The sequence below is a fragment of the Achromobacter sp. HNDS-1 genome (assembly GCF_040084795.1).
GTDB lineage: Bacteria > Pseudomonadota > Gammaproteobacteria > Burkholderiales > Burkholderiaceae_B > Achromobacter > Achromobacter ruhlandii.
Map to the genome: position 1 here is coordinate 3787770 of NZ_CP157584.1, position 24455 is coordinate 3812224.

The window sequence follows — 24455 nt, forward strand, 5'->3', positions numbered from 1 at the left end:
ATTGACAAGCCGGGGCCCCGGGTTCTTAATGCGGAAAAAGTGACCGTATGGTCACGTCGGGCGCCAGCCCGCGACGCGATGTCCTGCCCATGGCAAGGGCGCCCGTGTCGAACCGCGAAGTACCGATGCACCCGATTCCGTTTGATCAATCGAACACTTCACACGAAGGGGAAAGAGGATGGGCAGGTTGTTTCGTGCAGGGACAGGCGCCGCCGCGGTCTGCGTCGGCGTGGCCGCGATGGCGGGCGCAATGGCCGCGCCGGCGGCCGCGGCCACGTGGCCGGAACGGCCCATCACCCTGATCGTGCCGTTCCCGCCCGGGGGCACCACCGATATCTTCGCGCGCACCATCGCCGAGCACATGCGGCCGGCGCTGGGCCAGTCCATCGTGGTCGAGAACAAGCCCGGCGCCGCCGGCAACCTGGGCGTGGCCGCCGCCACGCGCGCCCAGCCGGACGGCTACACCATCGTGCTGGGTTCGGTCGGCACGCAGAGCGTCAATCAGTTCCTGTACGGCAACATCGGCTTCAATCCCGCCACCGACCTGGTGCCGCTGGGCATGATCGCGTCCACGCCCAATGTGATGGCGGTGGCGGCTGGCTCGCCATGGCGCACGTTGCAGGATGTCATGGCCGCGGTGAAGAAAGACCCGGGCAAGTATTCCTACGCCTCGCCGGGTATCGGCTCGTCGGTGCACCTGACGGGCGCCTACTTCGAATCGATGGCGGGTCTGCAGATGCTGCACGTGCCGTTCAAGGGCTCGTCGGCGGCGATCCCCGCGGTGATCGGCGGCCAGGTCGACATCCTGATGGACAACCTGCCCAGTTCGATGGCCGCGCTCAAGGCCGGTGACCGTCTGCGCGGCATCGCGGTCACGTCGGCCGAGCGCAGCCCCGCCGCGCCCGATCTGCCCACCATGGCCGAGGCCGGCCTGCCGGGCTTCGAAGTCACCGCGTGGTCGGGCCTGTATGCGCCGCGCGGCACGCCGGCGCCGGTGGTCGACAAGCTGATCGCCGCCATGAAGCAGGCGCTGCAATCGCCGGCCCTGAAACAGTCGCTGGCGCAAGGCGGCGCGACCCCGGGCAACCTGTTTGGCGCCGACCTGGCGGCCTTCGAGGTGAAGGAACGCGACAAGTGGGGCAAGCTGATCCAGAGCCGCGGCATCAAGGCGGATTGAGGCGGCGTGGGCGGCCGGGGGCCTGCCCGGCCGCGATCCTCCCGCCGGCGCCGGCCTGAAGCGCCGGCGGCGCGGGACCGGGCCGAGCCGTCAGGCGGCCAGCGCGAATGCCGCCGGGTCGACGGCGGGGCGGCGCCCGCGCATCAGGTCCACCAGCATCCGGGCGCTGCCCGCCGCCAGCGTGAAACCCAGGCCGCCGTGCCCGGCGTTCAACCACAGGTTGCGCCACGGCGTGGCGCCGATCAGCGGCTTGCCATCGGGACGCGCCGGACGCAAACCGGCCCAGGGCTGCGGCGCGCCGGCGGGGTTCAGGCGCGGGAAGAAGCGCGCCACATCCGCCGCCAGGCTGTCCGTGCGCAGCGGGTCGATGGCCGCATCGGCGGCGCCGATATCGACCATGCCCGCGACCCGCAGGCGCTGCCCCAGGCGCGCATAGACGACCTTGCGGCCGATGTCGCTGATGCTCGACACCGGCGCCACGCTGTCCGCTGTCAGGGTGTAGGTGAGGCTGTAGCCCTTGAGCGGATAGATGCGCAGGTCCAGCCCGAGACGGCGCGCCAGGGCCTGGGCGCCGATGCCGCCCGCCAGCACGTACTGGTCGGCTTGCAGTTCGCCTTGCGGCGTGGCCAGCGCCACGATGCGGCCGCCTTCGCCGCGCAGGGCCGTGACCGGGGTGTCGAAGTGAAAATCCACCGCGCCGGGCGCGGCGCGCAACAGGCGTTCGAGTTCGGTGCACAGCCGCTGGCAGTCGCCGGCGTCCTCGGTCGGCGTGTAGATGGCGCCGGCGATACTGGCGCCGATGTCGGCCAGCGCCGGTTCCAGGTCGAGGCAGGCCTGGCGGTCCAGGGCGCGCTGCGCGCAGCCGAGCGTCGCCTGATAATCCATCTGCGCCAGCGCGCGGCCATAGGCGGCGGCGTCCTGGTACACCAGCAGCTTGCCGCGCGAACTGAAATCGAAGTCGGGCCGTTCGCGCCCCACCAGTTCGTGCACGCACTGGCGGCTGTAGAGTCCCAGCGCCAGCAGTTCGCGGGTGGTGGCGCGGCTGCGGCCGCGGGTGCAGGCGCGCAGGAAATCCAGGCACCAGCGCCATTGCGCCGGATCCAGCCGCGGCCGCCAGCGCAGCGGCGTGTCGCGGCCCAGCAGCCAGGCAGGCAGCTTGGGCAGCACGGCGGGGTCGGCCAGCGGCGCGACGAAGCTGTAGCTGAGCTGGGCGCCGTTGGCCCGGCTGGTGGCCAGGCCCGGTCCCGGGCCGGCGTCGACCACGCTGACCCGATGGCCCTCGCGATGCAGGTAGTAGGCGGTGGCCATGCCGACCACGCCGGCGCCGATGACGACTGTGTGCATGATGCTCCGAAGGTGGGGCGTCGTGCGCCGACGACGCCGGATGGCGGGATTCAGGCGGCCCAGGCGGGCGTCTCGAAGCCGGGCGCGGCGCGGTCCGCGCCGCGCAGCAGGCGGCCGGGGCGGGCGCCGGTGGCGGCGCCGCGCTCCTCCACCAGCTGGCCGTTGACCAGCACCGCCTGGATGCCGGCGGACGGTTGCAGCGGCTCGGCGAAGGTGGCCAGGTCGGCCACCACGGCGGGGTCGAACACCACCACGTCGGCGTAGCAACCGGCGCGCAGCACGCCGCGGTCGCGCAGGCCGAACTGGGCCGCCGTCAGGCTGGTCATGCGGCGGATCGCCTCTTCCATGCCCAGCACGCGCATCTCGCGCACGTATCGCCCCAGCACCCGCGAAAACGCGCCCCACAGGCGCGGGTGCGGCCGCTGGTCGTGCGGCAGGCCGTCGGAACCGATCATCACGCTGCCGTGGCCGATGACGCGCTTGACGTCGTCCTCGTCCATCGAGAAATAGATGGCGCCGCCGGGCGACAGTTCCTCGGCCAGCCGCTGCGGATCCTTGCCCTCGCGCGCCGCCAGTTCGCGCAGGTCCACGCCCTGGATCTCGGGCCGCGTCTGCGACCACGTGACGATGATCTTCTCGCCGGCCGGCACGCGACGCGGTTCCAGGATGGTGGACGAGGCGGCGTAGGGATAGACGTCCATGCCCAGCGGCTGGTCGGCGCGGGCGCGGTCGAACAGCGCCAGCGTTTCGGCGGTGCGGCCGTGGTTGTGCTTGCCGGTGACCTTGTGGTGCGACAGGATCGCCGGCACGTCGGCGGCGCGGCCGATCAGGAAGGCTTCTTCCATGGCGTCGCAGACGTGGTCGGCCTCGTCGCGCAGATGGGTGGTGTACAGGCCCTGCCACGACGCCAGCGGTTCGGCCACGCCGATCACCTCCTCGGTGCTGGCGTGCATGGCGGTGGGGTAATACAGGCCGGTGGACAGGCCCGCCGCGCCGGCGGCCATGGCCTGGTCCAGCGCTTGCCGCATGGCGGCGATCTCGCGCTTGTCGGCGGGCCGGTCCAGGCGTTCCATGGCCGACACTCGCAGGCTGGAATGCCCCACCAGCGCCAGGCTGTTGACCGCGGCCGGGCTGGCGTCGAGGGCGGCGGCGTAGTCCTGCATGCGGGCGTACAGTTCGCCGGTGTGCTGCGCCAGCAGATTAAGGGGCGGCGGCACGGTGTCGCCGGGCGCGTGCACCGGCGCCAGGCTGATGCCGCAGTTGCCGGTGACCACGGTGGTGACCCCCTGGCTGACCTTGGGCCGCATCAGCGGCGAACCGAGCAGGGCGCGGTCGTCGTGGGTGTGGCAGTCGATGAAGCCCGGCGCCACCACCTGGCCGCTCGCGTCGATGCGGCGCCGCGCCCGCCAGCCCGAGCCGTCGCCGATGGCGGCGATGCGTTCGCCGTTGATCGCCACGTCGGCGCGGCGAGCCGGGCCGCCCAGGCCGTCGGCGACCAGGCCGCCGCTGATGATGAGGTCGTATTCCTGCGGGTCGGGTTGCGCGGGCATGGCGGGCGTCAGGTCTCGGTGTCGGCGGGCGGCCGCGGCTTCTTGCGGCGCGCCTCCAGGTTGGCCAGGGATTCGTGGTTGAGCGCGTCGGGAAAGCCGCGCTTGACCAGGTGTTCGAGCGCGCCGTTGATCCGGTCCCAGCCTTCCTGGGTGCGCAGCGGCACGCCCAGGAAGTGGCTCTCGGTCTTGGCGCGCAGCATCAGGTACAGCACGCCCGCCAGCATCACGCTGACCACGGCGGGCGCGTCCATGTCGTCGGTCAGGCCGTCGACGCGGTCGATGAAGCCGCGCGCGGCGCGTTCGCGGCGCTCGGCCAGCGGCGCGGACACCTCGTTGCGTTCGATCAGCTCCCAGCGGCGCACTTCGCGCAGCGTCTCGTTGCCGGCCAGCGCGTCCAGTTGCGCGCGCAGCATCGACAGCACCAGTTCGCCGGGGCTGCGCTGGCTGGATTCGTCGGCCGCCAGCAGGCCGGGGTTGCGGGTCCAGAAGTCCTGTTCCTGCATCCAGGCCAGCATCAGGCCGGGCATACCGTCGAAGTAGCGGTAGATCAGTTCCTTGCTGACGCCGGCGCGCTTGGCGATGGCGTTGATGCCCACGCCGCCCATGCCGGTTTCCTTGATCTGGTCTTCCAGGGCCTGCAGTATCTGGCGCTCGGTATTCTCACGTCGGGACATTGGCCGGTTCCTTCATGATGATGAGGGAGCGGGCGGGGTCCGGCAGACCGAACACCCGGCCGTCGGCCATGTCCACAACCAGTTCGCTGACGGTATGGCCGATATGCCTGCCATCTTGCCAGACTTCGCTGCCCAGGTAGATGGCGCTGGCGCGTCGCCGGGTGGTCGGCAGCGACGGATCGGCCTGCTCGATGCCGGTGACGCGCAGGCGGTCGTCCACCCGCACGCGGTCGCGCGGGCCGGCGCTGATGGCCACGGGCGCGCGCAGGCTCAGGGCGCGGTAGGCCCCGACGCCGCCGGTCAGCGCGTGCCAGGCCAGGTCGGCCATGGCCTCGGCCAGGGGCGGGCAGGGGAATATCGAGTTGTGCAGGATCGCCAGATGGCAGGCGCCGTTGTCGCGCCAGGCCTGGCCCTGGTCGGGCCGGCGCGCCACGCGGTCGCTGTTGCCCCAGGCTAGTTGGCCCGACGCGGACAGCGCGATCAGGCCGGCGTCGACTTCCGGATGGGCCTGCAGCACCTCGGCCACGGCGTCGGCGGGGGCCTGGCCGGCGGCCAGGCGCCGCAGCACCGCCTGGTTTATCGGCACGCCATCGACGCCGGGGCGGTTGGGCAGGCGGTGGCCGGTCACCAGGCCGACGCCGTCGGCGCCGGGCAGGAACTGCGCCAGCGGCTCGGGGCGGTCGGGGCCGCTTTCGATCAGGGCGGCATGGCGCGTCCGCAGCCAATCCGGCGGCAGGTCCAGCGCGGTCACGCCGCCGCGCTGGACGGTCGCGTGGCGGGCGCGGCCCTGTTCGTCCAGCACCGCGAACACGGCAAAGCCGCCGATGGCGCCGTGCCCCAGCAGTTCGGCGCCCAGGGCGGCGGCGCGTACCGCCGCGCCGGCGTTGGGTCCGTAAGCCGCGATGCCGATGGTCATGCGTGCTTCTTCCTAGTCCGTGTTGCTCGTCACGGGATCGACGATGTTCAGGTTGGTGATGAAGCGCTGGAACAGCATGGCCAGCGCCAGCGGCGGCAGGGCGGCGAGCATGCTGGCCGCGGCGAACAGCCCCAGGTCGGCGCGAAAGCCGGGCATCAGCGGCGACAGGCCCAGCAGCGCCGCCGACAGCGTCTGCGCCGAGGTGCCGCCGGTCAGCACGATGGCGAACAGCAGGTCGTTCCAGCCCACCAGGAAGGCGATGATGAAAGCCGCAGCGATGCCGGGCAACGCCATCGGCAGGGTCACGTGGCGCAGCATCTGCCAGCGGGTGCAGCCGTCCATGCGCGCGGCGCGCTCGATTTCGACCGGCAGCGAGGCGAAATAGCCCATCAGTACCCACGACAGCAGCGGGATCACCGCCGTCAGGTAGACGATCCACAGGCCGAACAGGCTGCCGGCCAGGCCGATGGCGGCGAAGAACACGTAATACGGGATCAGCAGCGCGATCGGCGGCAGGGTGCGCGAGGCCAGCAGCACGTACAGCAGCGGTCCCTTGAACGGGAACTCGAAGCGCCCCAGCACGTAGCCGGCCAGCGTCGCGATGGCCGTGCCGGCGGCGGCGGCCGGCAGCGCCACCAGCGCGCTGTTGACGAAGCCGGCCATGATGGCGCGGGTCTGGCCGCCGAAGATGGAATCGGAACTGGACAGGCCCAGCACCCGCAGGTAGTTCTCGAAGGTGTAGCCCCCGGCATGGTGCGCCACGCCCATGATGATGGCCGACTCGTCCATGAACGAGGCCTTCAGCGTCCAGTACAGCGGGAACAGGCACCAGAACGCCACCAGGGCCACGCCCGCGCCCACCAGCCAGGGGCGCCAGCCTTCGCCGGCCACGCGGGCCGCGTCATTGCGCATGGTTGACTCCTTGCGGGCGCTTCTTGCGGATCAGCATGAAGTAGGCAGTGGCCAGCAGCAGCGACAGCACCGTCAGCAGGAACGCGGCGGCCGAGGCCAGGCCATACTTCGAGAACTCGAAGTTGTAGCGGAAGATCAGCAGCGGCAGGATCTGCGTGGACGTGCCGGGCCCGCCGCGGGTCAGCGAGAACAGCAGGTCGAACTGGCGCACGGCTTCCACCGTCATCACCACCAGCACGATCAGCGTGGTGTGCTTCAGGTGCGGCAGCGTGATGTGCCGCAAGCGCGCCAGCGGGCCGGCGCCGTCGACCCGCGCGGCCCGGTACAGGTCACGCGGAATGGTCTGCAGCGCCGCCAGGTAGAAGAAGCTGCCCAGCGGCGCGACGTGCCAGACGAAGGCCAGCGCCACCCAGAACAGGGCCCAGTCGCTGCTCAGCCACACCGTGCCCGGCCCTGCCAGCCCGAGCGGCGCCAGCAGTCCCGTGAGCGCGCCGAAGCTGGGATTGAGCAGGAACGAGAACACGGTTGCCGTCACCACCTGCGACATGGCCCATGGCAGCAATGCCAGGCCGCGCACCAGGCCGCGCAGCGGCATCTCCTCGTTCAGCACCAGGGCAATGCCCAGCGCCGCCACGAACGAGCCGGCCACGCACATCGCCACGAAGCCCAGGCTGCGCCAGATGGCATCGGTGACGGCGCTGTCGGACAGCACTTCGCCATACAGGTCGGCGCCCACGAACTCCTGGGTCCGCAGGATCGCGTTGGTGTCGTGCAGGCTGAGCCAGAACGAATAGCCCAGCGGGACGCCGATGATGAGGGTGTTGAGCGCGTAGACCGCGATGATCACCGTCATCGCGAAACCCAAGTCCGACATCTCCTTGCCGCCGCGCGCGGGCAACGGCAGGGACGCGCGTGGCAGGCTGGCGGCGCTCATGCGCGCGGCTCCTCGCCGCCATGGACCCGCAGGCCGGCGGCGTCGAACAGGTACAGGCGGGCGGCCGGCAGCGCCAGCGCGATCGGCGCGCCGACTTCGTAGCGCCGTTCCGGCGACAGCCTGGCGCGCAGGCGCGGGCCGTCCTCGCCGGCGGTGATGACGTCGACGAACTGGTCCGATCCGACCGGTTCCACCGCCCACACCTGGCCTTGCAGCAGCAGGCCGTCGCCGGCCAGCGGCGCCGGCGCCATGGCTTCGGGGCGGATGCCGATCGCCGCCTCGCTGCCCGCCGGCAGCCCGCGCGCGGCGGCCGCCAGCGCGGCGGGCAGCGGATAGGCGCCACCCGCGGTGCGCAGCGCCGGTGCGCCGTCGTGCGTCTCCAGCGTGCCGCGCAGGAAGTTCATGCCGGGGTTGCCGATGAAGTCCGCCACTTCCATGGTCGCGGGGCGACGGTAGATGGTGTCCGGGTCGGCGAATTGCAGCAGGTTGCCGCCCGACATGACGGCGATGCGGTCCGCCAGCGTCATGGCCTCGACCTGGTCGTGGGTGACGTAGATGAAGGTCGCGTTCAGGCTGCGATGCAGGCGCTTGAGCTCGACCCGCATGTCGGTGCGCAGCTTGGCGTCCAGGCTGGACAGCGGCTCGTCGAACAGGAACAGGTCGGGGTCGCGCACCACCGCGCGGCCGATCGCCACGCGCTGGCGCTGGCCGCCGGACAGCTGGTAGGGCTTGCGGTCCAGCATCGATTCGACCCGCAGCAGCGCGGCCGCGCGCTCGACCTTGCCGCGCACTTCGGCGGCGGGCAGCTTCTGCATCCGCAGCGGAAAGCCGATGTTCTCGCGCACCGTCATGTGCGGATACAGCGCGATGCTCTGGAACACCATGGCCACGTTACGCCGGTGCGGCGGCACCTGGTCCACGCGCCGGTCGTCGATGCGGATCTGGCCGCCGGTGGGCGTGTCCAGGCCGGCGATCATGTTCAGCGTGGTGGTCTTGCCGCAGCCCGACGGCCCCAGCAGCACCACGAATTCGCCGTCGCGGATGTCCAGGTCGAGCGAGCGCACCGCCTGGAAGTGGGTGTATGACTTCTCGATGCCTTGCAGGGAGACGCTGGCCATGTCATCAGCTCCGCTTGAGGATCTTGGCGTACTTCTTGTACAGGCCGTCCCAGCGCGCGCGCAGCTCGGTGGCCACCTGCGCGGGCGTGCGGGTGCCCTTGATCAGCATGTCCTGGGCGATCATCTCGTGCATGCCGGTGTCCCATTCCTGGTACCACGGCGCCTTCAGGATGTTGGCGGCCACGGCCTTCTCGCGCCCCTCGAACAGCCATTGGTAGACCTGTTCCCGATGGGCCGGGTACATCCACTTCATGATGGCGGCGCGGCTGTCGGGATCGCGGTACAGCTCGGGGAAGGGCACTTCCAGGTTGGCCTTGGCGATCCAGTTCTTGTGCGTGGTCAGCTGGCCGGCGCGGTCGCGGTAGCCGAAATACTTGACCAGCTCCCACAGCGCGGCCTGCTCGGCGTCGCTGCGCTTGCGCGTCGACATGCACAGCAGCGCGTGCCCCACCAGCACGGTGTCGTGGGTGGCGCCGGGCACCACCGGGTTATAGCTGGAGTATTCGGCGATCTGGCTCTTGGCGGGATCGTTGTAGTTGAAGCTGTAGTAATCGATGTTCAGGTGGAAGGCGTGCTGGCCTTTCATCCACGAGCTGGAGGTCTCGGTGCCCGACCACGTCAGCACGGCGCGCTGCACCAGTTCATCGTCCCACCAGCGCTTCCAGTCGCTCAGCACCTTGGTCAGCGGCGTGTCGGGTCCGAAGGTGGCGCGCAGCTCGCCGTCGACGAAGCGCTCGCCCTCGGCGAAGCATTGCGCGATCAGGGCCCATGGCAGGCCGGTCCAGGCGTTGTACCAGGGCATCAGCATCGGATGCTGCGTCAACCCCTTCTTCTTGATCTCGCGCGCCTGTTTTTCGACCGTGGCCCAGTCCCGCGGGTAGTCGGCGGCGTTGGCAGTGCCGCCGTAGCCCGCTTCGCCCAGGATTTTCTCGTTGCGGAACAGCGCGTAGGGACCGCCGTTGTAATAGGTCAGGCCGAGGTAGCGGCCGTCGGTGGCCTTGGCGTCCTCGACGATGCCGGGGAACATCTGCTTCTGGATGTCGGCCAGGCCGGGCATGTCGTCGATCGGGCGGATCCAGCCGGCCGCGTACCAGCGCGAGGCCTGGCCGCGCTGGGCGTAGAACATGTCCAGCGGCGCCTTGGCGGCCAGTTGCGTTTCCAGCACGGCGGCGTAGTCGCCGGGGATCGGCGACAGGTTCACCGGCACGCCGCTTTCCTGCGTGAAGCGGGCCGCGCCCTGTTGCACGATCTCGCTGCCCCAGGGCCAGAAGGCGAAGGTCAGCGGCGAGGCGGCCTGTGCCAGCGCCCGCAGGGGCCAGCCGCCTGCCGCCAGCCCGGCCGCGGCGGCCAGGCCCGCGGCGCCGCGCAGGATGAAGTCGCGACGCTGGGCGTCGGCCGGGAACGGGCCGGGTCGGCCATCGGGATGCAGGGACAGGGGCATGCTGGACTTCCTTGTTGTGGGAACGACGACAAAGAAACGGTGCAGCAAAAGCGGTGTGGCGGGACGGCGGCGCGATGGCGCCCGCGAGCGGGCGCCGGCGTGTGGAACGCGTTGCGTGGCCGCGTGTCCGTCGCGCCGACAACCAGAAGTGACCATACGGTCACATCAAGAGCGAAGATAGGACCTGGCCACCTTGCGCGGCAAGGGGGGAGTTTCCCTAGGACAAAAAAAACCGGCGCGGCGCGCCGATCGGGAGGGCGGGTGTCGGGCCGGCGATCCTGCCCCGACCCGCTCGCGTCAGATCAGGCCGCGGATGCCGGCGATGCCGTGCGCGCCGTGGCGCAGGGCCTGCGAGACGGTCTGGGTGGATTGCCCGCCGAGCGCGAAGACCGGGATGCCGGCGTCGCGGTTGCCTTCGACGAAGCCGTCCCAGCCCAGCGTCGGCGCGCCGGGGTGGCTGGGCGTGTCCAGCACCGGGCCCAGCACGGCGAAGTCCGCGCCCAGCTCGCGCGCGTGCACCACCTGGGCGTTGTCGTGCGCCGAGACGCCAACCAGCGCGCCGGCCGGCAGGTCGGGCCGGGCGCTCAGACGCGCGGCGTCGGCGCCGCGCAGGTGCACGCCGTCGGCCTCGCGCCACCAGGCGGCCGGATGGGCGCTGTTGACCAGCACTTTCGCGCCAGCGGCGTGGCAGCGCTTGACGATCTGCTGCAGCGCTTCATGCAGCGAGGTCGAGGCCGGGCCGTCGGGCCACTGCGGTTCACGCAGTTGCACCAGCCTGATGCCGCGCGCCAGCGCCGCGTCCAGCCGGCCCAGGAACGCCGACAGGCCGGCGCGCGAGCCGATCGAACTGATGCCATAGGCGGTCGGCAGCTGCAGCCAGCGCAGCGGCGGCAGGGTGGCGGGCAGCAAGTCGCCGACGGACGCGGCGTTGGCCGGGTCGACCCATTCCAGGCGCTGGTTCTCCAGGCTGCGCGGTTCGCCTTCCCAGCCGGTGACGTGGCAGAACGCCAGGCGCACCGTGGTGTGGGGGTAGGCGTGCACGTAGGTCACCCACGGCCGCGACTGCGTCACGCGGATGCCGATCTCTTCCTGCAGTTCGCGCGCCAGCGCCTGCAGCACGGTCTCGCCGGGTTCGAGCTTGCCGCCGGGCAGCTCCCACCAGCCCGACCAGGGCTTGCCTTCGGGGCGTTGCCCCAGCAACAGCATGCCGTCCGGACGCAGGATCAGGCCGGCGGCGACATCGATGATTTTGTCAGACATGGCGGGCAGCCCAGTCACGGGCGAATTGGTAGGCGACGCGGCCCGAGCGCGAACCGCGCTCGATGGTCCATTGCAGCGCCTCGGTGCGGGACGGTTCGATCTGGTCTTCCGGGCAGCCCAGCTCGCGCAGCCAGTGGTAGACGATGTCGAGGTAGTCGTCCTGCTTGAAGGGATAGAACGACAGCCACAGGCCGAAGCGCTCGGACAGCGAGATCTTTTCCTCGACGGTTTCGCCGGGGTGGATCTCGCCGTCGGGCTGGTGCTTGGCCTGCAGGTTCTCGCTCATGTATTCCGGCATCAGGTGGCGCCGGTTGGAGGTGGCGTAGATCAGCACGTTGTCGCCCGAGGCGGCCACCGAGCCGTCCAGCACGGACTTGAGCGCCTTGTAGCCAGCCTCGCCTTCCTCGAACGACAGGTCGTCGCAGAACACGATGAAGCGCTCGGGGCGCGCGGCCACCAGTTCGACGATGTCGGCCAGGTCGCCCAGGTCGGATTTGTCGACTTCGATCAGGCGCAGCCCGCGGTCGCCGTAGGCGGCCAGCATGGCCTTGACCAGCGAGCTCTTGCCGGTGCCGCGGGCGCCGGTCATGAGCACGTTGTTGGCGGGCTTCTTCTCGATGAACTGCACGGTGTTGCGGTCGATGATGCCTTTCTGGCGCTCGATGTGCTGCAGGTCTTCGAGGTCGATGCGGGCCACGTGGCGCACGGCGTCGAGCCAGCCGCGCGAGCCGCGTTTGCGCCAGCGGAACGCGTGGGCGTTCCAGTCGATATCGGGGGGCGCGGGGGGCAGCCAGGCTTCGAGCTGGGCCAGGACGCGCTCGGCGCGCTGGATGAGGGTGGTGAATTCGTTCGCGGTCACGGTGTGATCCTGGAAGAGCGAACGGGCGGGCCCGGCACCGGGCCCGCGTCGCGTTCGCGGGCATCGTCGGAAGAAGAGGGCGCGTGTCCCGCCGCAAAGGCGTCGTGGGGACGCGCGCCGCTCAACGGCTGTCACCTGCCGGGGACCGCGGTGATGCCACGGATTCCCCGGGGGGCAGTGACCGGCGATGGGTAAGGCGCAGCCACTGGATTTCATTGCTGCCGCCATCCCGCGAGGCCCGGCGCGCAACAGAACGCCGTCGCTTCGCGCCCGGGGTCAGCCGGGCGGATGGCGGGTCTTGATCAGGAACGGTAATCGGCGTTGATCGACACGTACTCGTGCGAGAAATCGCAGGTGTAGACGGTGTCGCTGACCTGGCCGCGGCCCAGCGCGATGCGCACGGCGATCTCGGCCTGCTTCATCACGCGCTGGCCATCGGTTTCCTGGTAGGCCGGGTTGCGGCCGCCGTCCTTGGCCACCAGCACGTCGTCGAGCCACAGGCGGATCTTCGACACGTCCAGGTCATCGATGCCGGCATAGCCGACGGCGGCCAGGATGCGGCCCAGGTTGGGGTCCGAGGCGAAGAAGGCGGTCTTTACCAGCGGCGAGTGGGCCACGGCGTAGGCCACCTTGAGGGCTTCCTCGGTGGTGCCGGCTTCCTCGACGCGGATGGTCATGAACTTGGTGGCGCCTTCGGCGTCGCGCACGATCTTCTGCGCCAGCTCCAGCGCGGCGGCGGTCAGGGCCTCGCGCACGGCGGCGTAGGCGGCGTCCGATTCGGCGTTGACCTCGACGCCCGACTTGCCGGTGGCGACGATGATGAACGAGTCATTGGTGGAGGTGTCGCCGTCCACGGTGATGCGGTTGAACGAGGCGTCGGCGATCTCGACCGCCAGCTTGCGCAAGAGCGGCTGGGCGATGCCGGCGTCGGTGGCCAGGAAGCTCAGCATGGTCGCCATGTTGGGGCGGATCATGCCGGCGCCCTTGCTGATGCCGGTGAAGGTGACGGTCTTGCCGCCGATCTGGACGCGGCGCGACGAGATCTTGGGCAGCGTGTCGGTGGTCATGATGCCGTGCGCGGCGCTGGACCAATGGTCGGCGCCCAGGTTGGCGATGGCGCCCGGCAGGCCGGCGAACAGACGGTCCAGCGGCAACGGCTCCAGGATCACGCCGGTCGAGAACGGCAGCACCTGGGCGGCGGGCACGCCGAGCAGGCGGCCGAGTTCGGCGCAGGTGTCCTGGGCTTTCTTCAGGCCTTCGGCGCCGGTGCCGGCGTTGGCGTTGCCAGTGTTGATGACCAGCGCGCGGATCGGGCCGCCGTCGGCCAGATGGGCCTGGCACACCTGCACGGGCGCGGCGCAGAAGCGGTTGCGGGTGAACACGCCGGCCACGCTGCTGCCTTCGGCCAGGCGGAATACCGTCAGGTCGCGTCGGTTGGCTTTGCGGATGCCGGCCTCGGTGACGCCGATTTCAACGCCGGCAACAGGGAAAATTTCGGACTCGGAGGGGATCTGCAGGTTAACGGCCATGACTTCGTCTCATGAATGAGCAGGACGGAAATCGCCGCCAGGGCAAGGCGGCGCGCGGGGGAAAGCTTCGTATTATCCCACTGCTTTGCGACAGCCGGCGGCGGTGGCCTGAAAGCCGGCTGTCAGGGGGCGGTGCGCATGGCGGCCACGTCCAGCACGCCGGCTTCGCGGTTGGACAGGATGGCGCGCACATTGCCGTCCGGCGCCTGCAACACCGACATGCCGGCCGCGATTTCCTTGCCGTCGGCCTGGCGCGCCGAGCGGCCGCGCGAGGGCGAGAACAGCAGGTCGCCGGGTTGCACGCCGGGCACCCGCGGGCCGGCGGTCAGCAGGCGGGTGCCGGTGGGATAGGTGATGCCGCCCAGCGTGCTTTCACGGCCCAGCAGGCCCTCGAACGCCAGCAGGCGGCGCTGGGCGTCCAGCGTCATGTCCACTTTCAGCAGCGGCATGCCGGCCACGGTCAGGGGCTCGCTGCCTTCGGCGCGCAGCAGCCAGCGGGGCGCCGGGCTGGCCGGGTCGGGCGCGCTGGCGCGGGCCGCGTCGTCGACCTTGAGCCAGGCGCCAGGGGGGATGGGCTGCTGGTTCAGGGTGTTGCCGATGGCCAGGTGGCAGCTGGCAAAGCGGGGCTGGCCGCCCAGCAGGACGAATTCGACCCGGTGGCCGTGGGCGCAGAGCCAGCCGTCCTGGGCCTGGTCGCGGGCGATCTCGGCCGACAGTGTTTCGGGCTGCCGGCTGGTGGCCGGATAGTGGAACAGGCGCGTGGCGCTGATGCCCTGCACGGTGGCTGGATGGCCGTCCGGGAAGGTGGCGCGGTCGAACGAGGCCGGGTCGCCGGCGGTGGCCAGGCGCAGCACCGTGCCGGCCGGCATGTCGACCCCGGCCAGCCGCGTGGGCTGGTCCAGCACCCGGTCAAGGCTGGCGCCCAGGCGCGCGTCGCGCTGGGCTTCCAGCCATTGGCTCAGTTGCTGGTAGGGAAAGATGCCGCCGACCAGGGCCAGCAGCGCCATCAGGATCGTGCCGCGGCGGCGATGGTCGACCAGCCACAGCCGGGCGCCGCGGCTGGTGGCCAGGACGGCCAGCCAGGTCAGCAGCGTGGAGAGGCAGGCCAGCGACACTGCCATCAACACATAGTAATTACCGCCAGGAAGGGATACCGGAATCATGGCGGCAATTATGCGCCAAACCGCCGTCGTTTTTGGTGGCGCCCGATCGGCTTCGGACGGGTGCCGGCACGCTGGGGCGCGCCATCGGCGCAAGCGGCGGGCCGGCGCCGCGGCCGCCTCAGTCCTTGGCGCCGGCCGAGCGGGTGGCCACCACCTGCAGCTTCAGTTCGCCCAGGGCCTGGAACAGCGCGTTGCGGCTGCCTTCGGGCAGTTCGCCGAACATCGACTTGACCCACGACTCGTGCGCCCGCGCCATCCTGGCGAAGCTCTTCCTGCCCTGCGGGGTCAGCTTGATGAGCGAACTGCGGCGGTCGGACTCGACCTTGGTGCGCACCACCAGGCCTTCTTTTTCGAGTTGGTCGGTGATACCGGTAATATTGCCGTTGGTCACCATCATGTGGCGCGACAATTCACCCATCTTCATGCCCTTGGGGGCGCGCTGCAATTGCGCCATCAGGTCGAAACGGGGCAGGGTGGTGTCGAATTCGTTGCGCAGCCGGCTGCGGATCTCGCCTTCGATGAGATTGGCGCAGGTCAGCATGCGCAGCCACAGACGCAGCGCATGGTGATCATCGGGGGCGGCGCGGGATTCCAGGTCGGGGGCGTCTGTCATGGTCGGCAGGTTACCGGGAATGCGTGGATCGGTCTGTATTCATGAGTCACTGGTAAAAACCCTAGACTTGTTTTGCCGGATACTTTAAACCTAAACTATGAACCACGCCAGTTCTCCCCTTGCCGCACCACGGGATCGGCTGCTGCGGGCGCCGGTCTGACGCGCCGCCTGAACGGGTCGGCAGGCCGGGCATAGAAGTCCTTCGAATCGCAATCCCAGAAAAACACCCTCTGCGCGGCTCGCGCACGGAGCACACCACCATGCGTTTCATCACTTCCCTCGTTGCCGCCGCCGCGTTGGTTCCGGCACTGGCGCACGCCGATCCGGTCAAGGTCGGCATCGCGAATGACATTTCCGGCCCGTTCTCGGCCCTGGGCGCCGAGGCCCGCGACGGCTTCAACCTGGCCATCAAGCAACTGGGCAGCAAGCTGGGCGGCCAGCCCGCCGAGTTCCTGCAGACCGACATGGGCGGCAACCCCGATCAGGCGCGCCAGCTGGTGACGCGCTACATCCAGCGCGACAAGGTCGATTTCTTCACCGGCCCGATCGGCTCGAACGTGGCGCTGGCCGTCGGCCCCGCGCTGTTCGCCGCCAAGGTGCCGTACCTGTCGAACAACCCGGGCCCCAGCCAGTTCGCCGGCGCCCAATGCAATAACTACTGGTTCGGTTCGTCCTACCAGAACGACGCCTTCCACGAAGCCGCCGGCAAGGTCGCGGCCGACCGCGGCTTCAAGAAGATGTTCATCATGGCCCCGGACTACCCGGCCGGCAAGGATGCGCTGGCCGGCTTCAAGCGCGGCTACAAGACCGCCCCGGGCGACGAGGTCTACACCAAGCTGGGCCAGATCGACTACGCCGCCGAAATCGCCCAGATCCGCGCCGCCAAGCCGGACGCGGTCTATATCTTCCTGCCGGGCGGCATGGGCATCAACTTCGTCAAGCAGTTCGTGTCGGCCGGCCTGTCGCAGAGCGTCAAGCTGATCGGCCCGGGCTTCTCGGCCGACGAGGACGTGATCCAGGCCGTGGGAGAGCCGATGCTGGGCATGTACAACACGGCGCAGTGGGCGCATGACCTGGACGTGCCGCAGAACAAGGCCTTCGTCGAGGCCTTCCGCAAGGAATACAACGGCCGCTACCCGTCGGTGTATGCCGCCCAGGCCTACGACGTCATCATGGCCATGGACGCCGCCGTCAAGCAGGCCGGCGGCAAGGCCTCCGACCGCGAGGCCATCGTCCAGGCGCTGGCCAAGGCCGACTATCCCTCGGTGCGCGGCAGCTACACCTACGGCAAGAACCACTACCCGATCCAGGCCTACTACCTGCGCGTGGTCGACAAGGACGCCAGCGGCCGCATCACCAACAAGCTGGTGGGCAAGGTGTTCGACAAGTACCAGGACGTCTACGTCGGCGACTGCAAACTATAAAAGGCGGCGGGACGCGTAAAGCGTCGCGGCTACACAATGTAGCCTGGCCCCGCGGGGTCGCGCGGATCCGGCTTCGCCGGTCCGTCGCGACGCCCCCTTGAGGGGGAAGCGCGCAGCGCTCCGGGGGTGGGCCCACCAGGGGATTTATTCATGACGTTCACGCTCATCGTCGAGCAATTGCTGAACGGTCTGCAGTTTGGGTTGATGTTGTTTCTGATCGCGGCCGGGCTGACCCTGGTGTTCGGCATCATGGACATCATGAATCTGGCGCACGGCTCGCTCTATATGGCAGGCGCCTATGTCGCCGCCGAAACCATGCAGCGCACGGGTTCCTTCACCGCCGCCGTGCTGGTGGCCGCCGTCGCCACCGGCCTGGTCGGGGTGGCGCTGGAACTGACGCTGATCCGCCGCCTGGCGCTGCGCGACCATCTGGCACAGGTGCTGGGCACCTACGCCGTCATCCTCATCGCCAATGACCTGGTCAAGATGATCTGGGGGCCGGCCCCGGTCATGCTGAACATGCCGGCGCTGCTGTCCGGGCCGGTGCGCCTGCTGCCCGACCTGCTGTATCCGGCCTACCGCCTGATGATCATCGTCTTCGGCGTGGCCTCGGCCGTCGGGCTGTACTGGTTCGTGACGCGCACCCGCGCCGGCGTGCTGGTGCGGGCCGGCGCCTCGAACCGGCAGATGGCCACCCTGATGGGCGTGCGCGTGCCGCTGCTGTTCCTGGGCGTGTTCGTGCTGGGCGCCATGCTGGCGGCCGTGGCCGGCGCGCTGCTGGGCCCGATCACCTCGGTGCAGGTCGGCATGGGCGAGGAAATCCTGATCCTGGTGCTGGTGTGCATCGTCATCGGCGGCATCGGCTCGATCCGCGGCGCCTTCGTCGGCGCGCTGCTGGTGGGCATGGTCGATACCGCCGGGCGGGCCTTCCTGCCGATGCTGCTGCGCCAGGTGTTCTCGCCGGCCGTTGCGTCCAGCGTCGGCCCGACGCTGGCGGCCATTGCCATCTACGTACTGATGGCGGCGGTCCTGGTGTTCCGGCCTTCCGGCCTGTTTCCGGCGCGAGGCTGATGATGCGGACCTCTTCGATGCTCTGGACCCTGGCCCTTTTGGCCGCGCTGGCGGCGTTCCCGCTGGTGGCGCCCGCGCTGGGCCTGGATTTCTATATCTCCTTCGTGCGGCGCGTGCTGATCTACGCGCTGGCCGCCACCAGCCTGAACCTGATCCTGGGCTACGGCGGCATGGTGGCGCTGGGCCACGCGGCTTTCTTCGGCGCCGGCGCTTACGCGGTCGGCATCCTGGCGATGTCGGGCGTGAGTTCGGCGCTGGTGTCGTGGCCGGTGGCGATGCTGCTGGCGGCGCTGCTGGCCTTCATCACCGGCGCGATCTCGCTGCGCACGCGCGGCGTGTACTTCATCATGATCACGCTGGCGTTCGCGCAGATGCTGTTCTACATCTTCATCTCGCTGCGCCAGTACGGCGGCGAGGACGGCCTGAACCTGCCGGGCTACTCCACGCTGCCGGGCATCGACCTGGCCAACGACGTGGCGTTCTATTATCTGGTGCTGGCCATCTTCGCCGTGATGATGTGGCTGTTCGGGCGGGTGACGCTGTCGCGCTTCGGCACCGCGCTGCAGGGCATCCGCGAAAACGAGTCGCGCATGGAATCCATGGGCTACCCGGTCTACCGCATCAAGCTCACCGCCTTCACGCTGAGCGGCGCGGCGGCGGGGCTGGCCGGCGCGCTGCTGGCCAACCATAACCTGTTCATCTCGCCCAGCCTGATGCACTGGACCCAGTCGGCCAACCTGCTGATCATGGTGCTGGTGGGCGGCATCGGCCTGCGCTATGGCGGCGTGGCCGGCGCGGTGGTGATGCTGGTGCTGGAAGAAGTGCTGCGCCAGTGGACCGAATACTGGCACCTGCCCCTGGGCGTGCTGCTGCTGGGCGTGGTGTTCGGCGCGCCGCGCGGCCTGGTGGGCCTGTTCGGCCCGCTGTTCGGCGGCCGTGCCGCGCAAAGCGGCAAGGCGGGATCATGAACCAGACCCATACCCCCACGCAGGCCCCCGCGCTGCAGGCCAGCAACCTGGTGCGCCGCTTTGGCGCGCTGGTGGCCACCGACAATGTCTCGATCTCGCTGAACCCGGGCGAGATCCACGCCTTGATCGGCCCCAACGGCGCCGGCAAATCCACCCTGATCCACCTGCTGTCCGGCACGCTGGCGGCCGATTCCGGTTCGCTGGCCGTGGATGGCCGCGACGTCACCGCCATGAACGCGCACCAGCGCGTGGCGGCGGGCCTGTCGCGTTCGTACCAGATCACCAACATCTTCAAGCAGTCCAGCGTGCTGGACAACCTGGTGCTGGCGGTGCAGGCCCACGCCGGCAGCAGCTTCCGCTTCTGGCGGCCGCGCGCCGCCGAGTCGGCCCTGTACGAGCAGGCCCGCGAGCTGGCGCGCGAATGCGCCATCGACGCCAGCCTGCTGGACCGCGCCGCGGGCACCTTGCCGCACGGCGAACAGCGCAAGGTGGAGTTCGCGCTGGCCCTGGCCGCGCGGCCGCGCGTGCTGCTGCTGGACGAACCCATGGCCGGCATGGGGCCCGACGAGACCCTGCGCCTGACCGACCTGATCGAATCCCTGCGCGGCCGCGCCGCCATGCTGCTGGTCGAGCACGACATGCAGGCGGTGTTCCGGCTGGCCGACCGCATCTCGGTGCTGGTCTACGGCCGCGTGATCGCCACCGGCACGCCGGACGAGATCCGCGCCAACCCGGATGTGCGCCAGGCCTACCTCGGCGATGACGAAACGGCGCCCGCGCGCCAGGAGCTTGCCTGATGCTCAGCATTGAATCGGCCCAGAGCGGCTACGGCGCCAGCCAGGTGCTGTTCGGCGTGGACCTGCAGATCGGCGCGGGCCAGGTGGTGACACTGCTGGGCCGCAACGGCATGGGCAAGACCACGCTGCTGCGCACCCTGTTCGGCCAACTGCCGCTGCGCGGCGGCAGGATCCATTTCGCCGACCAGGACATCAGCGGCTGGAGTCCGGACCGCATCGCCCGCACCGGCATGGCCATCGTGCCCGAGGGGCGCCAGTGCTTTCCCAACCTGACGGTGCGCGAGCACCTGACCGCCTTCGTGGCCGCGCGCAATCCCGCCATCGGCGAGCCGTGGACGCCCGAACGCGTGTTCGAGCTGTTCCCGCGCCTGGGCGAACGCGCCCGCAACATGGGCAACCAGTTGTCCGGCGGCGAGCAGCAGATGCTGGCCATCGGCCGCGCGCTGGTCACCAACCCGCGCCTCTTGATTCTGGATGAGGCCACCGAGGGCCTGGCGCCCAAGATCCGCGAGGAGATCTGGAACTGCCTGGCGCGCCTGCGCCAGGCCGGCCAGACCATCCTGGTGATCGACAAGTACGTCGAGCGCCTGCTGAGCCTGGCCGACCGCCACGTCATCCTGGAACGCGGCAAGGTGGTCTGGACGGGCGACTCCGCCGCGCTCGATGCCGATCGCGGATTGTGGGAACGCTACCTGGGCGTGTAGCGCGAAAGCCGCAATCCCGGCGCGGGCGGTGGCTTTTCTTTCGATATAAAGCGCAATAAAGACGAGGTTTGCCGCGGTCGGCCCGAAATAGGCTGACCTTTGGCAAATCCGCGCGTTTACGCCTGTTTTCATTCATCCCGTGGTTCTCTACACTTAGCGCGCCGTGCGTACCGCGTGGATGCGTCACGTCTTAACAAGCTGTCAGGGAAGACTTCGCATGGCGAAATGGGGTTTGCGCAAAAAATCATTGATGGCGCTGTTGCTGGCATGCCTGGTCGCGCTGGCGCCGGCCGCGCTGATCGGCTGGCAGGTGCTGGACGGCGTGCGCGATCACTTCGGCCGCGCCTTCGCCGATAACTTCACGCAACTGAACCGGCAGCGCATCCTGGCGCCGGTGTCGCGCGAGCTGGCGCTGTCGCAGCGGCTGGCCGACAGCGAGGTCACGCGCCGCTGGCTGCGTAACGAAAGCGATCCGGCCGCGCGCGAACTGTTCTTCCGCGAGGCCGACGGCTACCGGCGCGACCTGCTGGGCCGCGCCTATTTCATCGCCAGCGCCGCCACCGGCCACTATTACTTCAATGACGACCAGCCGCTGTCGGAGGCGCCGCGCTACACGCTCAGCCGCGACGCGGCCGACGATGGCTGGTTCTACAACTCGCTCAAGGCGAGCGCGCGCTACAACATCAACGTCAATCCGGACCTCAAGCTCAAGACCACCCGGGTCTGGATCAACGTGCAGGTGCGCGACGGCGACAAGGTCATCGGCCTGACCGGCGCCGGCCTGGACGTGGGCGGTTTCCTGCGCGACTTCGTCAACAGCGGCCAGCCCGGCGTGACGCCCATCATCGTTGACGAGGAGGGCGCGATCCAGGCGCACATGGATCCCACGCTGATCGCCTACAACTCAGGGGCCGGCGGCGCGGAAGGCGCCAGTGGCCGCGGCAGGGTGTTCAACCTGCTCGACGCAGGCAACGGCCGCGACGAGCTGCGCTCGGCGATGCACGCGGCCCAGGCCGATCCGCAATCGGTGCAGTCGGCCTGGGTCACCATCGACGGCGTGCGCCAGCTGGTGTCGGTGGCCTACATGCCCGAACTGCACTGGCACGTGCTGACGGTGGTCGACCTGGGCGCGGCCCGCGTGCTGGACACCGACTGGCTGTGGCCGGCCGCCATCGGCCTGGTGCTGCTGTTCGCGGCCCTGCTGCTGTGCTTCGGCTATGCCATCGAGCGCCTGATGCTGCGGCCGCTGCGCCGCCTGCAGCAATCGGCCCGCGCCATCGCCAACGGCAGCTACGACGTGCGCCTGCCGCCGGGCGGCCAGGACGAGATCGGCGACCTGAGCCGCGCCTTCGGTGTCATGGCCGACAAGGTGCGCCAGCACACCGCTGAACTGGAAAGCAAGGTGCGCGAGCGCACCTCCGAGCTGGAGGACGCCAACCGCGCCATGGCGGCCGCGCACAAGAAGATTGGCGATTCCATCGACTACGCCAGCCTGATCCAGCGCGCCATCCTGCCCGATCGCCAGCTGACCCAGTCGCTCGGCGCCCACCATTTCGTGTTGTGGAAGCCGCGCGACGTGGTCGGCGGCGACTTCTACGTATTCCGCTCGGACGGCGCCAACTGCCTGCTGGGCATCATGGACTGCGCCGGCCATGGCGTGCCGGGCGCGCTGATGACCATGTTGGCGCGCGCGGCCATCGACCTGGCCATCACCGAGGCCGGCCCGGCCGACCCGGCCGGCATCCTGGCGCGCACCGACAGCGCCATCCGCGCCATGCTCGCGGACGCGCAATTGCCACGGGCCCTGGCCACCAATACCGACGCGGGGCTGGTATATATTGACCGCCAATCCGGCAGCTTGCGGTATGCCGGCGCCAAGATCAGCCTGTACGCCAGCGACGGCGAGACCCTGCGCGAAGTGCCGGGGGGCAAGCGCGCGCTGGGCGACAAGCGGACCGGGACCTACCAGAACATCGAGTTGCGCATGGAGCCGGGCTGGACGTACTACCTGGCGACCGACGGCTTCCTGGACCAGGCCGGCGGCGAGCATGGCTTCGGCTTCGGCAACACGCGTTTCGCCGAAATGCTCAAGAGACACGCGCGGCAGCCGTTAACCGACCAGGCGGCGGCCTTTACCGAGGCCCTGGCCCGGTACCAGGGCGGAAGGCCGCAGCGCGACGACATTACCTTGCTGTCTTTCCGTTTCGAATAATCGTTATCAGGGCGGTAACTCCCATGAATGCCTCCGATCTCTACGCATTGGGCGAGCGGTTCGACCAGAACCGCACGCTGTTGTGCTTCAACGGGCCCATCTCCCGCAGCCTGATCGAGGAAATCGGCAATGCGCTGAAGAATTACCTGAACGCCGAGCACGCGCGGCCCGCCGAAGCCATGGACGTGTTTTCGGTCTACATCGAGATGATCCAGAACATCCGCCAGTATGCCGCGCAGAACGGCGACACGGACGCCGCCGCCACCGTGGTCATCGGGCGCCGCGACGAGAGCCGCTACGTGGTGTCGGCCGGCAACCTGGTCAAGGCCGAGGATGGCCGCAGCCTGGTGGCCCGCATCCAGCAGTTGGCCGCGCTGGACAAGGCCGCCCTCAAGGCGGAATACAAGGCCCAGTTGCACAAGCCGCGCACGCCCGGCGTGGCCTCGGGCGCGGGGCTGGGCCTGATCGATATCGCCCGCCGGGCCGGGGCGCCGCTGGAAGCCAGCCTGACGCCCGCGGCGGGCGAGGGCCGGGCATTCTTCAGCCTGAGCGTCGTGATCTGACCGCGCCCCTGAGCCATAGACCTTTTCGGAGTTACTGATGAAAGACCTGAATATTCCGGGGACCCAGTCCACGCCCGCCATCACCGCCGACGCCGCCGCCGGCGTGCTGGCGATGCGCGGCGACTCCTACCCCGAGAATTCCTTCGAGCTGTTCGGCCCGGTGATCGAATGGGTGGAGGCCTATCTGCTCAGTGGCGACGCGCCGCTCAACCTGGAACTGGAACTGCTGTACCTGAACACCAGCAGCATCAAGTCCGTGATGGACATCTTCGATCTGCTGGAAGCCGCCCACGCCAAGGGCCGCGGCGTCAGCGTGACCTGGTTCTACGACATGCGCAACGAGCGCGTCGGCGAGCTGGCCGAGGAATTCAAGGAAGACTGCACCTTCCCGTTCTCGGTCGTCGGCCGCCAATGAAGCCCGGCAACGCCGAGCTGGACGAACGCATCGCCGCCCTGCTGGCGGATCCGGCCTATGCCGGCCATCCGCTGCGCGAGGCCCTGCAGGACCTGTGGCGGCACACCGCCGAGCAGATGGCGCGGATCGAGCGGGTCACCCACCTGTCGGATGCCTACCAGTCGATGGCGCACCAGCGCGAGATGGGGCTGTGCGAACAGTTCGACCGGCAACTGCGGCGGCTGGCGCGCATCGCGCGCATCTCCGACCACTACCAGAGCATGATGCGCGACCTGAACGCGACGCTGGAAGAGACCTCGCGCCGCGATCCGCTGACCGGGCTGCTGAACCGCCGCGCCCTGACGGAGATGATCAAGCAGGAAGTGCAGCGCGCCGCGCGCGGCGGCCAGGCCTTCGTGGTCGCCATGCTCGACGTCGACCATTTCAAGGCCGTCAATGACCGCCACGGCCACGAGGTCGGCGACCGCGCCCTGGTCGAGCTGGCCGGCGCCATGCGCGCCAGCGTGCGCGAATACGACCTGTGCGGCCGCTGGGGCGGCGAGGAATTCCTGGTATTGCTGCCCGCCACGCCGCCCGGGACGGCGCAAGGCGTGATGGACCGGCTGGTTGGCGCGGTGCGCGCCCTGGCCATCGACGTCGGCGCCGAGGTGCTGCGCCTGACCGTGAGTATCGGCATGGCCTACCACCAGCTCGGTGAAACCTTTTCAGAAACGCTCAGCCGGGCGGACCAGGCCTTGTACCTGGCCAAGCAGGATGGACGCGACCGCGTCGCGCTTGGCTTTCCCCGGCCCTGAATGAACCCGGAATCGCT

At 69.5% G+C, this 24455-nt stretch carries 23 protein-coding genes; 10 read left to right on the top strand and 13 right to left on the bottom strand.

Annotated elements, in window-relative coordinates; genetic code table 11:
- Positions 1-238: 238 nt before the first annotated feature.
- Positions 239-1177, top strand: a complete 939-nt coding sequence (locus ABFG95_RS17545; RefSeq protein WP_232734996.1) for a tripartite tricarboxylate transporter substrate binding protein — start codon at positions 239-241, stop codon at positions 1175-1177.
- Between the two features lie 90 nt (positions 1178-1267).
- On the opposite strand, the gene ABFG95_RS17550 is transcribed toward ABFG95_RS17545, so the two are convergent.
- The 13 genes from ABFG95_RS17550 to ABFG95_RS17610 form a co-directional block, all read right to left on the bottom strand.
- Positions 1268-2521: a D-amino acid dehydrogenase gene (locus tag ABFG95_RS17550; RefSeq protein ID WP_348994816.1), complete on the bottom strand. Its 1254-nt coding sequence runs from the start codon at positions 2519-2521 to the stop codon at positions 1268-1270.
- A 50-nt stretch (positions 2522-2571) separates the two neighbouring features.
- Entirely contained in the window at positions 2572-4071 is a 1500-nt protein-coding gene (locus ABFG95_RS17555) for a D-aminoacylase (RefSeq protein ID WP_263900773.1), read from the bottom strand.
- A gap of 8 nt (positions 4072-4079) precedes the next feature.
- Entirely contained in the window at positions 4080-4745 is a 666-nt protein-coding gene (locus ABFG95_RS17560) for a TetR/AcrR family transcriptional regulator (protein WP_049071023.1), read from the bottom strand.
- Positions 4732-5661: a hypothetical protein gene (locus tag ABFG95_RS17565; RefSeq protein WP_348994817.1), complete on the bottom strand. Its 930-nt coding sequence runs from the start codon at positions 5659-5661 to the stop codon at positions 4732-4734. The genes ABFG95_RS17560 and ABFG95_RS17565 overlap by 14 nt, the downstream gene beginning before the upstream one ends.
- A gap of 12 nt (positions 5662-5673) precedes the next feature.
- A complete protein-coding gene (locus tag ABFG95_RS17570) occupies positions 5674-6573 on the bottom strand; it encodes a carbohydrate ABC transporter permease (protein ID WP_006388536.1) in 900 nt (299 codons plus the stop codon).
- Positions 6563-7507: a sugar ABC transporter permease gene (locus tag ABFG95_RS17575; RefSeq protein ID WP_059269229.1), complete on the bottom strand. Its 945-nt coding sequence runs from the start codon at positions 7505-7507 to the stop codon at positions 6563-6565. Before ABFG95_RS17575 ends, ABFG95_RS17570 begins: the two co-directional genes overlap by 11 nt.
- On the bottom strand, positions 7504-8625 hold the full coding sequence (locus tag ABFG95_RS17580; RefSeq protein WP_049071026.1) for an ABC transporter ATP-binding protein: 1122 nt from the start codon (positions 8623-8625) through the stop codon (positions 7504-7506). The genes ABFG95_RS17575 and ABFG95_RS17580 overlap by 4 nt, the downstream gene beginning before the upstream one ends.
- Before the next feature lie 4 nt (positions 8626-8629).
- Entirely contained in the window at positions 8630-10066 is a 1437-nt protein-coding gene (locus tag ABFG95_RS17585) for an extracellular solute-binding protein (protein WP_238910158.1), read from the bottom strand.
- A 297-nt stretch (positions 10067-10363) separates the two neighbouring features.
- On the bottom strand, positions 10364-11326 hold the full coding sequence (locus ABFG95_RS17590) for a Nudix family hydrolase (RefSeq protein WP_049071030.1): 963 nt from the start codon (positions 11324-11326) through the stop codon (positions 10364-10366).
- Entirely contained in the window at positions 11319-12185 is an 867-nt protein-coding gene (locus ABFG95_RS17595; RefSeq protein WP_054419174.1) for an ATP-binding protein, read from the bottom strand. Before ABFG95_RS17595 ends, ABFG95_RS17590 begins: the two co-directional genes overlap by 8 nt.
- Before the next feature lie 302 nt (positions 12186-12487).
- On the bottom strand, positions 12488-13714 hold the full coding sequence (gene argJ / locus ABFG95_RS17600; RefSeq protein WP_348994818.1) for a bifunctional glutamate N-acetyltransferase/amino-acid acetyltransferase ArgJ: 1227 nt from the start codon (positions 13712-13714) through the stop codon (positions 12488-12490).
- Between the two features lie 122 nt (positions 13715-13836).
- The gene (locus tag ABFG95_RS17605; protein ID WP_049071036.1) at positions 13837-14877 is read right to left on the bottom strand and encodes a hypothetical protein; all 1041 of its coding nucleotides are present in this window, start codon (positions 14875-14877) and stop codon (positions 13837-13839) included.
- A 118-nt stretch (positions 14878-14995) separates the two neighbouring features.
- On the bottom strand, positions 14996-15490 hold the full coding sequence (locus tag ABFG95_RS17610; protein ID WP_054419178.1) for a MarR family transcriptional regulator: 495 nt from the start codon (positions 15488-15490) through the stop codon (positions 14996-14998).
- 260 nt (positions 15491-15750) lie between these two features.
- Here ABFG95_RS17610 and ABFG95_RS17615 point away from each other — a divergent pair, with 260 nt between their 5' ends.
- The 9 genes from ABFG95_RS17615 to siaD all read left to right on the top strand — a co-directional run bounded on the left by ABFG95_RS17615 (position 15751) and on the right by siaD (position 24438).
- Positions 15751-16914: an ABC transporter substrate-binding protein gene (locus ABFG95_RS17615; RefSeq protein ID WP_054419181.1), complete on the top strand. Its 1164-nt coding sequence runs from the start codon at positions 15751-15753 to the stop codon at positions 16912-16914.
- Between the two features lie 150 nt (positions 16915-17064).
- The gene (locus tag ABFG95_RS17620) at positions 17065-17985 is read left to right on the top strand and encodes a branched-chain amino acid ABC transporter permease (RefSeq protein ID WP_006388547.1); all 921 of its coding nucleotides are present in this window, start codon (positions 17065-17067) and stop codon (positions 17983-17985) included.
- A 2-nt stretch (positions 17986-17987) separates the two neighbouring features.
- Entirely contained in the window at positions 17988-18953 is a 966-nt protein-coding gene (locus ABFG95_RS17625) for a branched-chain amino acid ABC transporter permease (RefSeq protein ID WP_336730308.1), read from the top strand.
- Positions 18950-19750, top strand: a complete 801-nt coding sequence (locus ABFG95_RS17630) for an ABC transporter ATP-binding protein (RefSeq protein ID WP_049071043.1) — start codon at positions 18950-18952, stop codon at positions 19748-19750. Before ABFG95_RS17625 ends, ABFG95_RS17630 begins: the two co-directional genes overlap by 4 nt.
- A complete protein-coding gene (locus tag ABFG95_RS17635; protein WP_006388550.1) occupies positions 19750-20454 on the top strand; it encodes an ABC transporter ATP-binding protein in 705 nt (234 codons plus the stop codon). The genes ABFG95_RS17630 and ABFG95_RS17635 overlap by 1 nt, the downstream gene beginning before the upstream one ends.
- 217 nt (positions 20455-20671) lie before the next feature.
- On the top strand, positions 20672-22666 hold the full coding sequence (gene siaA / locus ABFG95_RS17640) for a biofilm regulation protein phosphatase SiaA (RefSeq protein WP_200904295.1): 1995 nt from the start codon (positions 20672-20674) through the stop codon (positions 22664-22666).
- A gap of 23 nt (positions 22667-22689) precedes the next feature.
- Entirely contained in the window at positions 22690-23229 is a 540-nt protein-coding gene (gene siaB, locus ABFG95_RS17645) for a biofilm regulation protein kinase SiaB (RefSeq protein WP_049071048.1), read from the top strand.
- Between the two features lie 37 nt (positions 23230-23266).
- Positions 23267-23644, top strand: a complete 378-nt coding sequence (gene siaC / locus ABFG95_RS17650; protein WP_049071049.1) for a biofilm regulation phosphoprotein SiaC — start codon at positions 23267-23269, stop codon at positions 23642-23644.
- Positions 23641-24438 carry a biofilm regulation diguanylate cyclase SiaD gene (gene siaD, locus ABFG95_RS17655; protein ID WP_063584174.1) on the top strand — a complete coding sequence of 266 codons (798 nt, stop codon included), beginning with the start codon at positions 23641-23643 and terminating at the stop codon, positions 24436-24438. Before siaC ends, siaD begins: the two co-directional genes overlap by 4 nt.
- Positions 24439-24455 lie beyond the last annotated feature (17 nt).

Coding starts and splice junctions, on each gene's coding strand:
- ABFG95_RS17545 (WP_232734996.1), top strand. CDS start 239: ATGGCGGGCGCAATGGCCGCGCCGGCGGCCGCGGCCACGTGGCCGGAA.
- ABFG95_RS17550 (WP_348994816.1), bottom strand. CDS start 2,521: ATGCACACAGTCGTCATCGGCGCCGGCGTGGTCGGCATGGCCACCGCC.
- ABFG95_RS17555 (WP_263900773.1), bottom strand. CDS start 4,071: ATGCCCGCGCAACCCGACCCGCAGGAATACGACCTCATCATCAGCGGC.
- ABFG95_RS17560 (WP_049071023.1), bottom strand. CDS start 4,745: ATGTCCCGACGTGAGAATACCGAGCGCCAGATACTGCAGGCCCTGGAA.
- ABFG95_RS17565 (WP_348994817.1), bottom strand. CDS start 5,661: ATGACCATCGGCATCGCGGCTTACGGACCCAACGCCGGCGCGGCGGTA.
- ABFG95_RS17570 (WP_006388536.1), bottom strand. CDS start 6,573: ATGCGCAATGACGCGGCCCGCGTGGCCGGCGAAGGCTGGCGCCCCTGG.
- ABFG95_RS17575 (WP_059269229.1), bottom strand. CDS start 7,507: ATGAGCGCCGCCAGCCTGCCACGCGCGTCCCTGCCGTTGCCCGCGCGC.
- ABFG95_RS17580 (WP_049071026.1), bottom strand. CDS start 8,625: ATGGCCAGCGTCTCCCTGCAAGGCATCGAGAAGTCATACACCCACTTC.
- ABFG95_RS17585 (WP_238910158.1), bottom strand. CDS start 10,066: ATGCCCCTGTCCCTGCATCCCGATGGCCGACCCGGCCCGTTCCCGGCC.
- ABFG95_RS17590 (WP_049071030.1), bottom strand. CDS start 11,326: ATGTCTGACAAAATCATCGATGTCGCCGCCGGCCTGATCCTGCGTCCG.
- argJ (WP_348994818.1), bottom strand. CDS start 13,714: ATGGCCGTTAACCTGCAGATCCCCTCCGAGTCCGAAATTTTCCCTGTT.
- ABFG95_RS17605 (WP_049071036.1), bottom strand. CDS start 14,877: ATGATTCCGGTATCCCTTCCTGGCGGTAATTACTATGTGTTGATGGCA.
- ABFG95_RS17610 (WP_054419178.1), bottom strand. CDS start 15,490: ATGACAGACGCCCCCGACCTGGAATCCCGCGCCGCCCCCGATGATCAC.
- ABFG95_RS17615 (WP_054419181.1), top strand. CDS start 15,751: ATGCGTTTCATCACTTCCCTCGTTGCCGCCGCCGCGTTGGTTCCGGCA.
- ABFG95_RS17620 (WP_006388547.1), top strand. CDS start 17,065: ATGACGTTCACGCTCATCGTCGAGCAATTGCTGAACGGTCTGCAGTTT.
- ABFG95_RS17625 (WP_336730308.1), top strand. CDS start 17,988: ATGCGGACCTCTTCGATGCTCTGGACCCTGGCCCTTTTGGCCGCGCTG.
- ABFG95_RS17630 (WP_049071043.1), top strand. CDS start 18,950: ATGAACCAGACCCATACCCCCACGCAGGCCCCCGCGCTGCAGGCCAGC.
- ABFG95_RS17635 (WP_006388550.1), top strand. CDS start 19,750: ATGCTCAGCATTGAATCGGCCCAGAGCGGCTACGGCGCCAGCCAGGTG.
- siaA (WP_200904295.1), top strand. CDS start 20,672: ATGGCGAAATGGGGTTTGCGCAAAAAATCATTGATGGCGCTGTTGCTG.
- siaB (WP_049071048.1), top strand. CDS start 22,690: ATGAATGCCTCCGATCTCTACGCATTGGGCGAGCGGTTCGACCAGAAC.
- siaC (WP_049071049.1), top strand. CDS start 23,267: ATGAAAGACCTGAATATTCCGGGGACCCAGTCCACGCCCGCCATCACC.
- siaD (WP_063584174.1), top strand. CDS start 23,641: ATGAAGCCCGGCAACGCCGAGCTGGACGAACGCATCGCCGCCCTGCTG.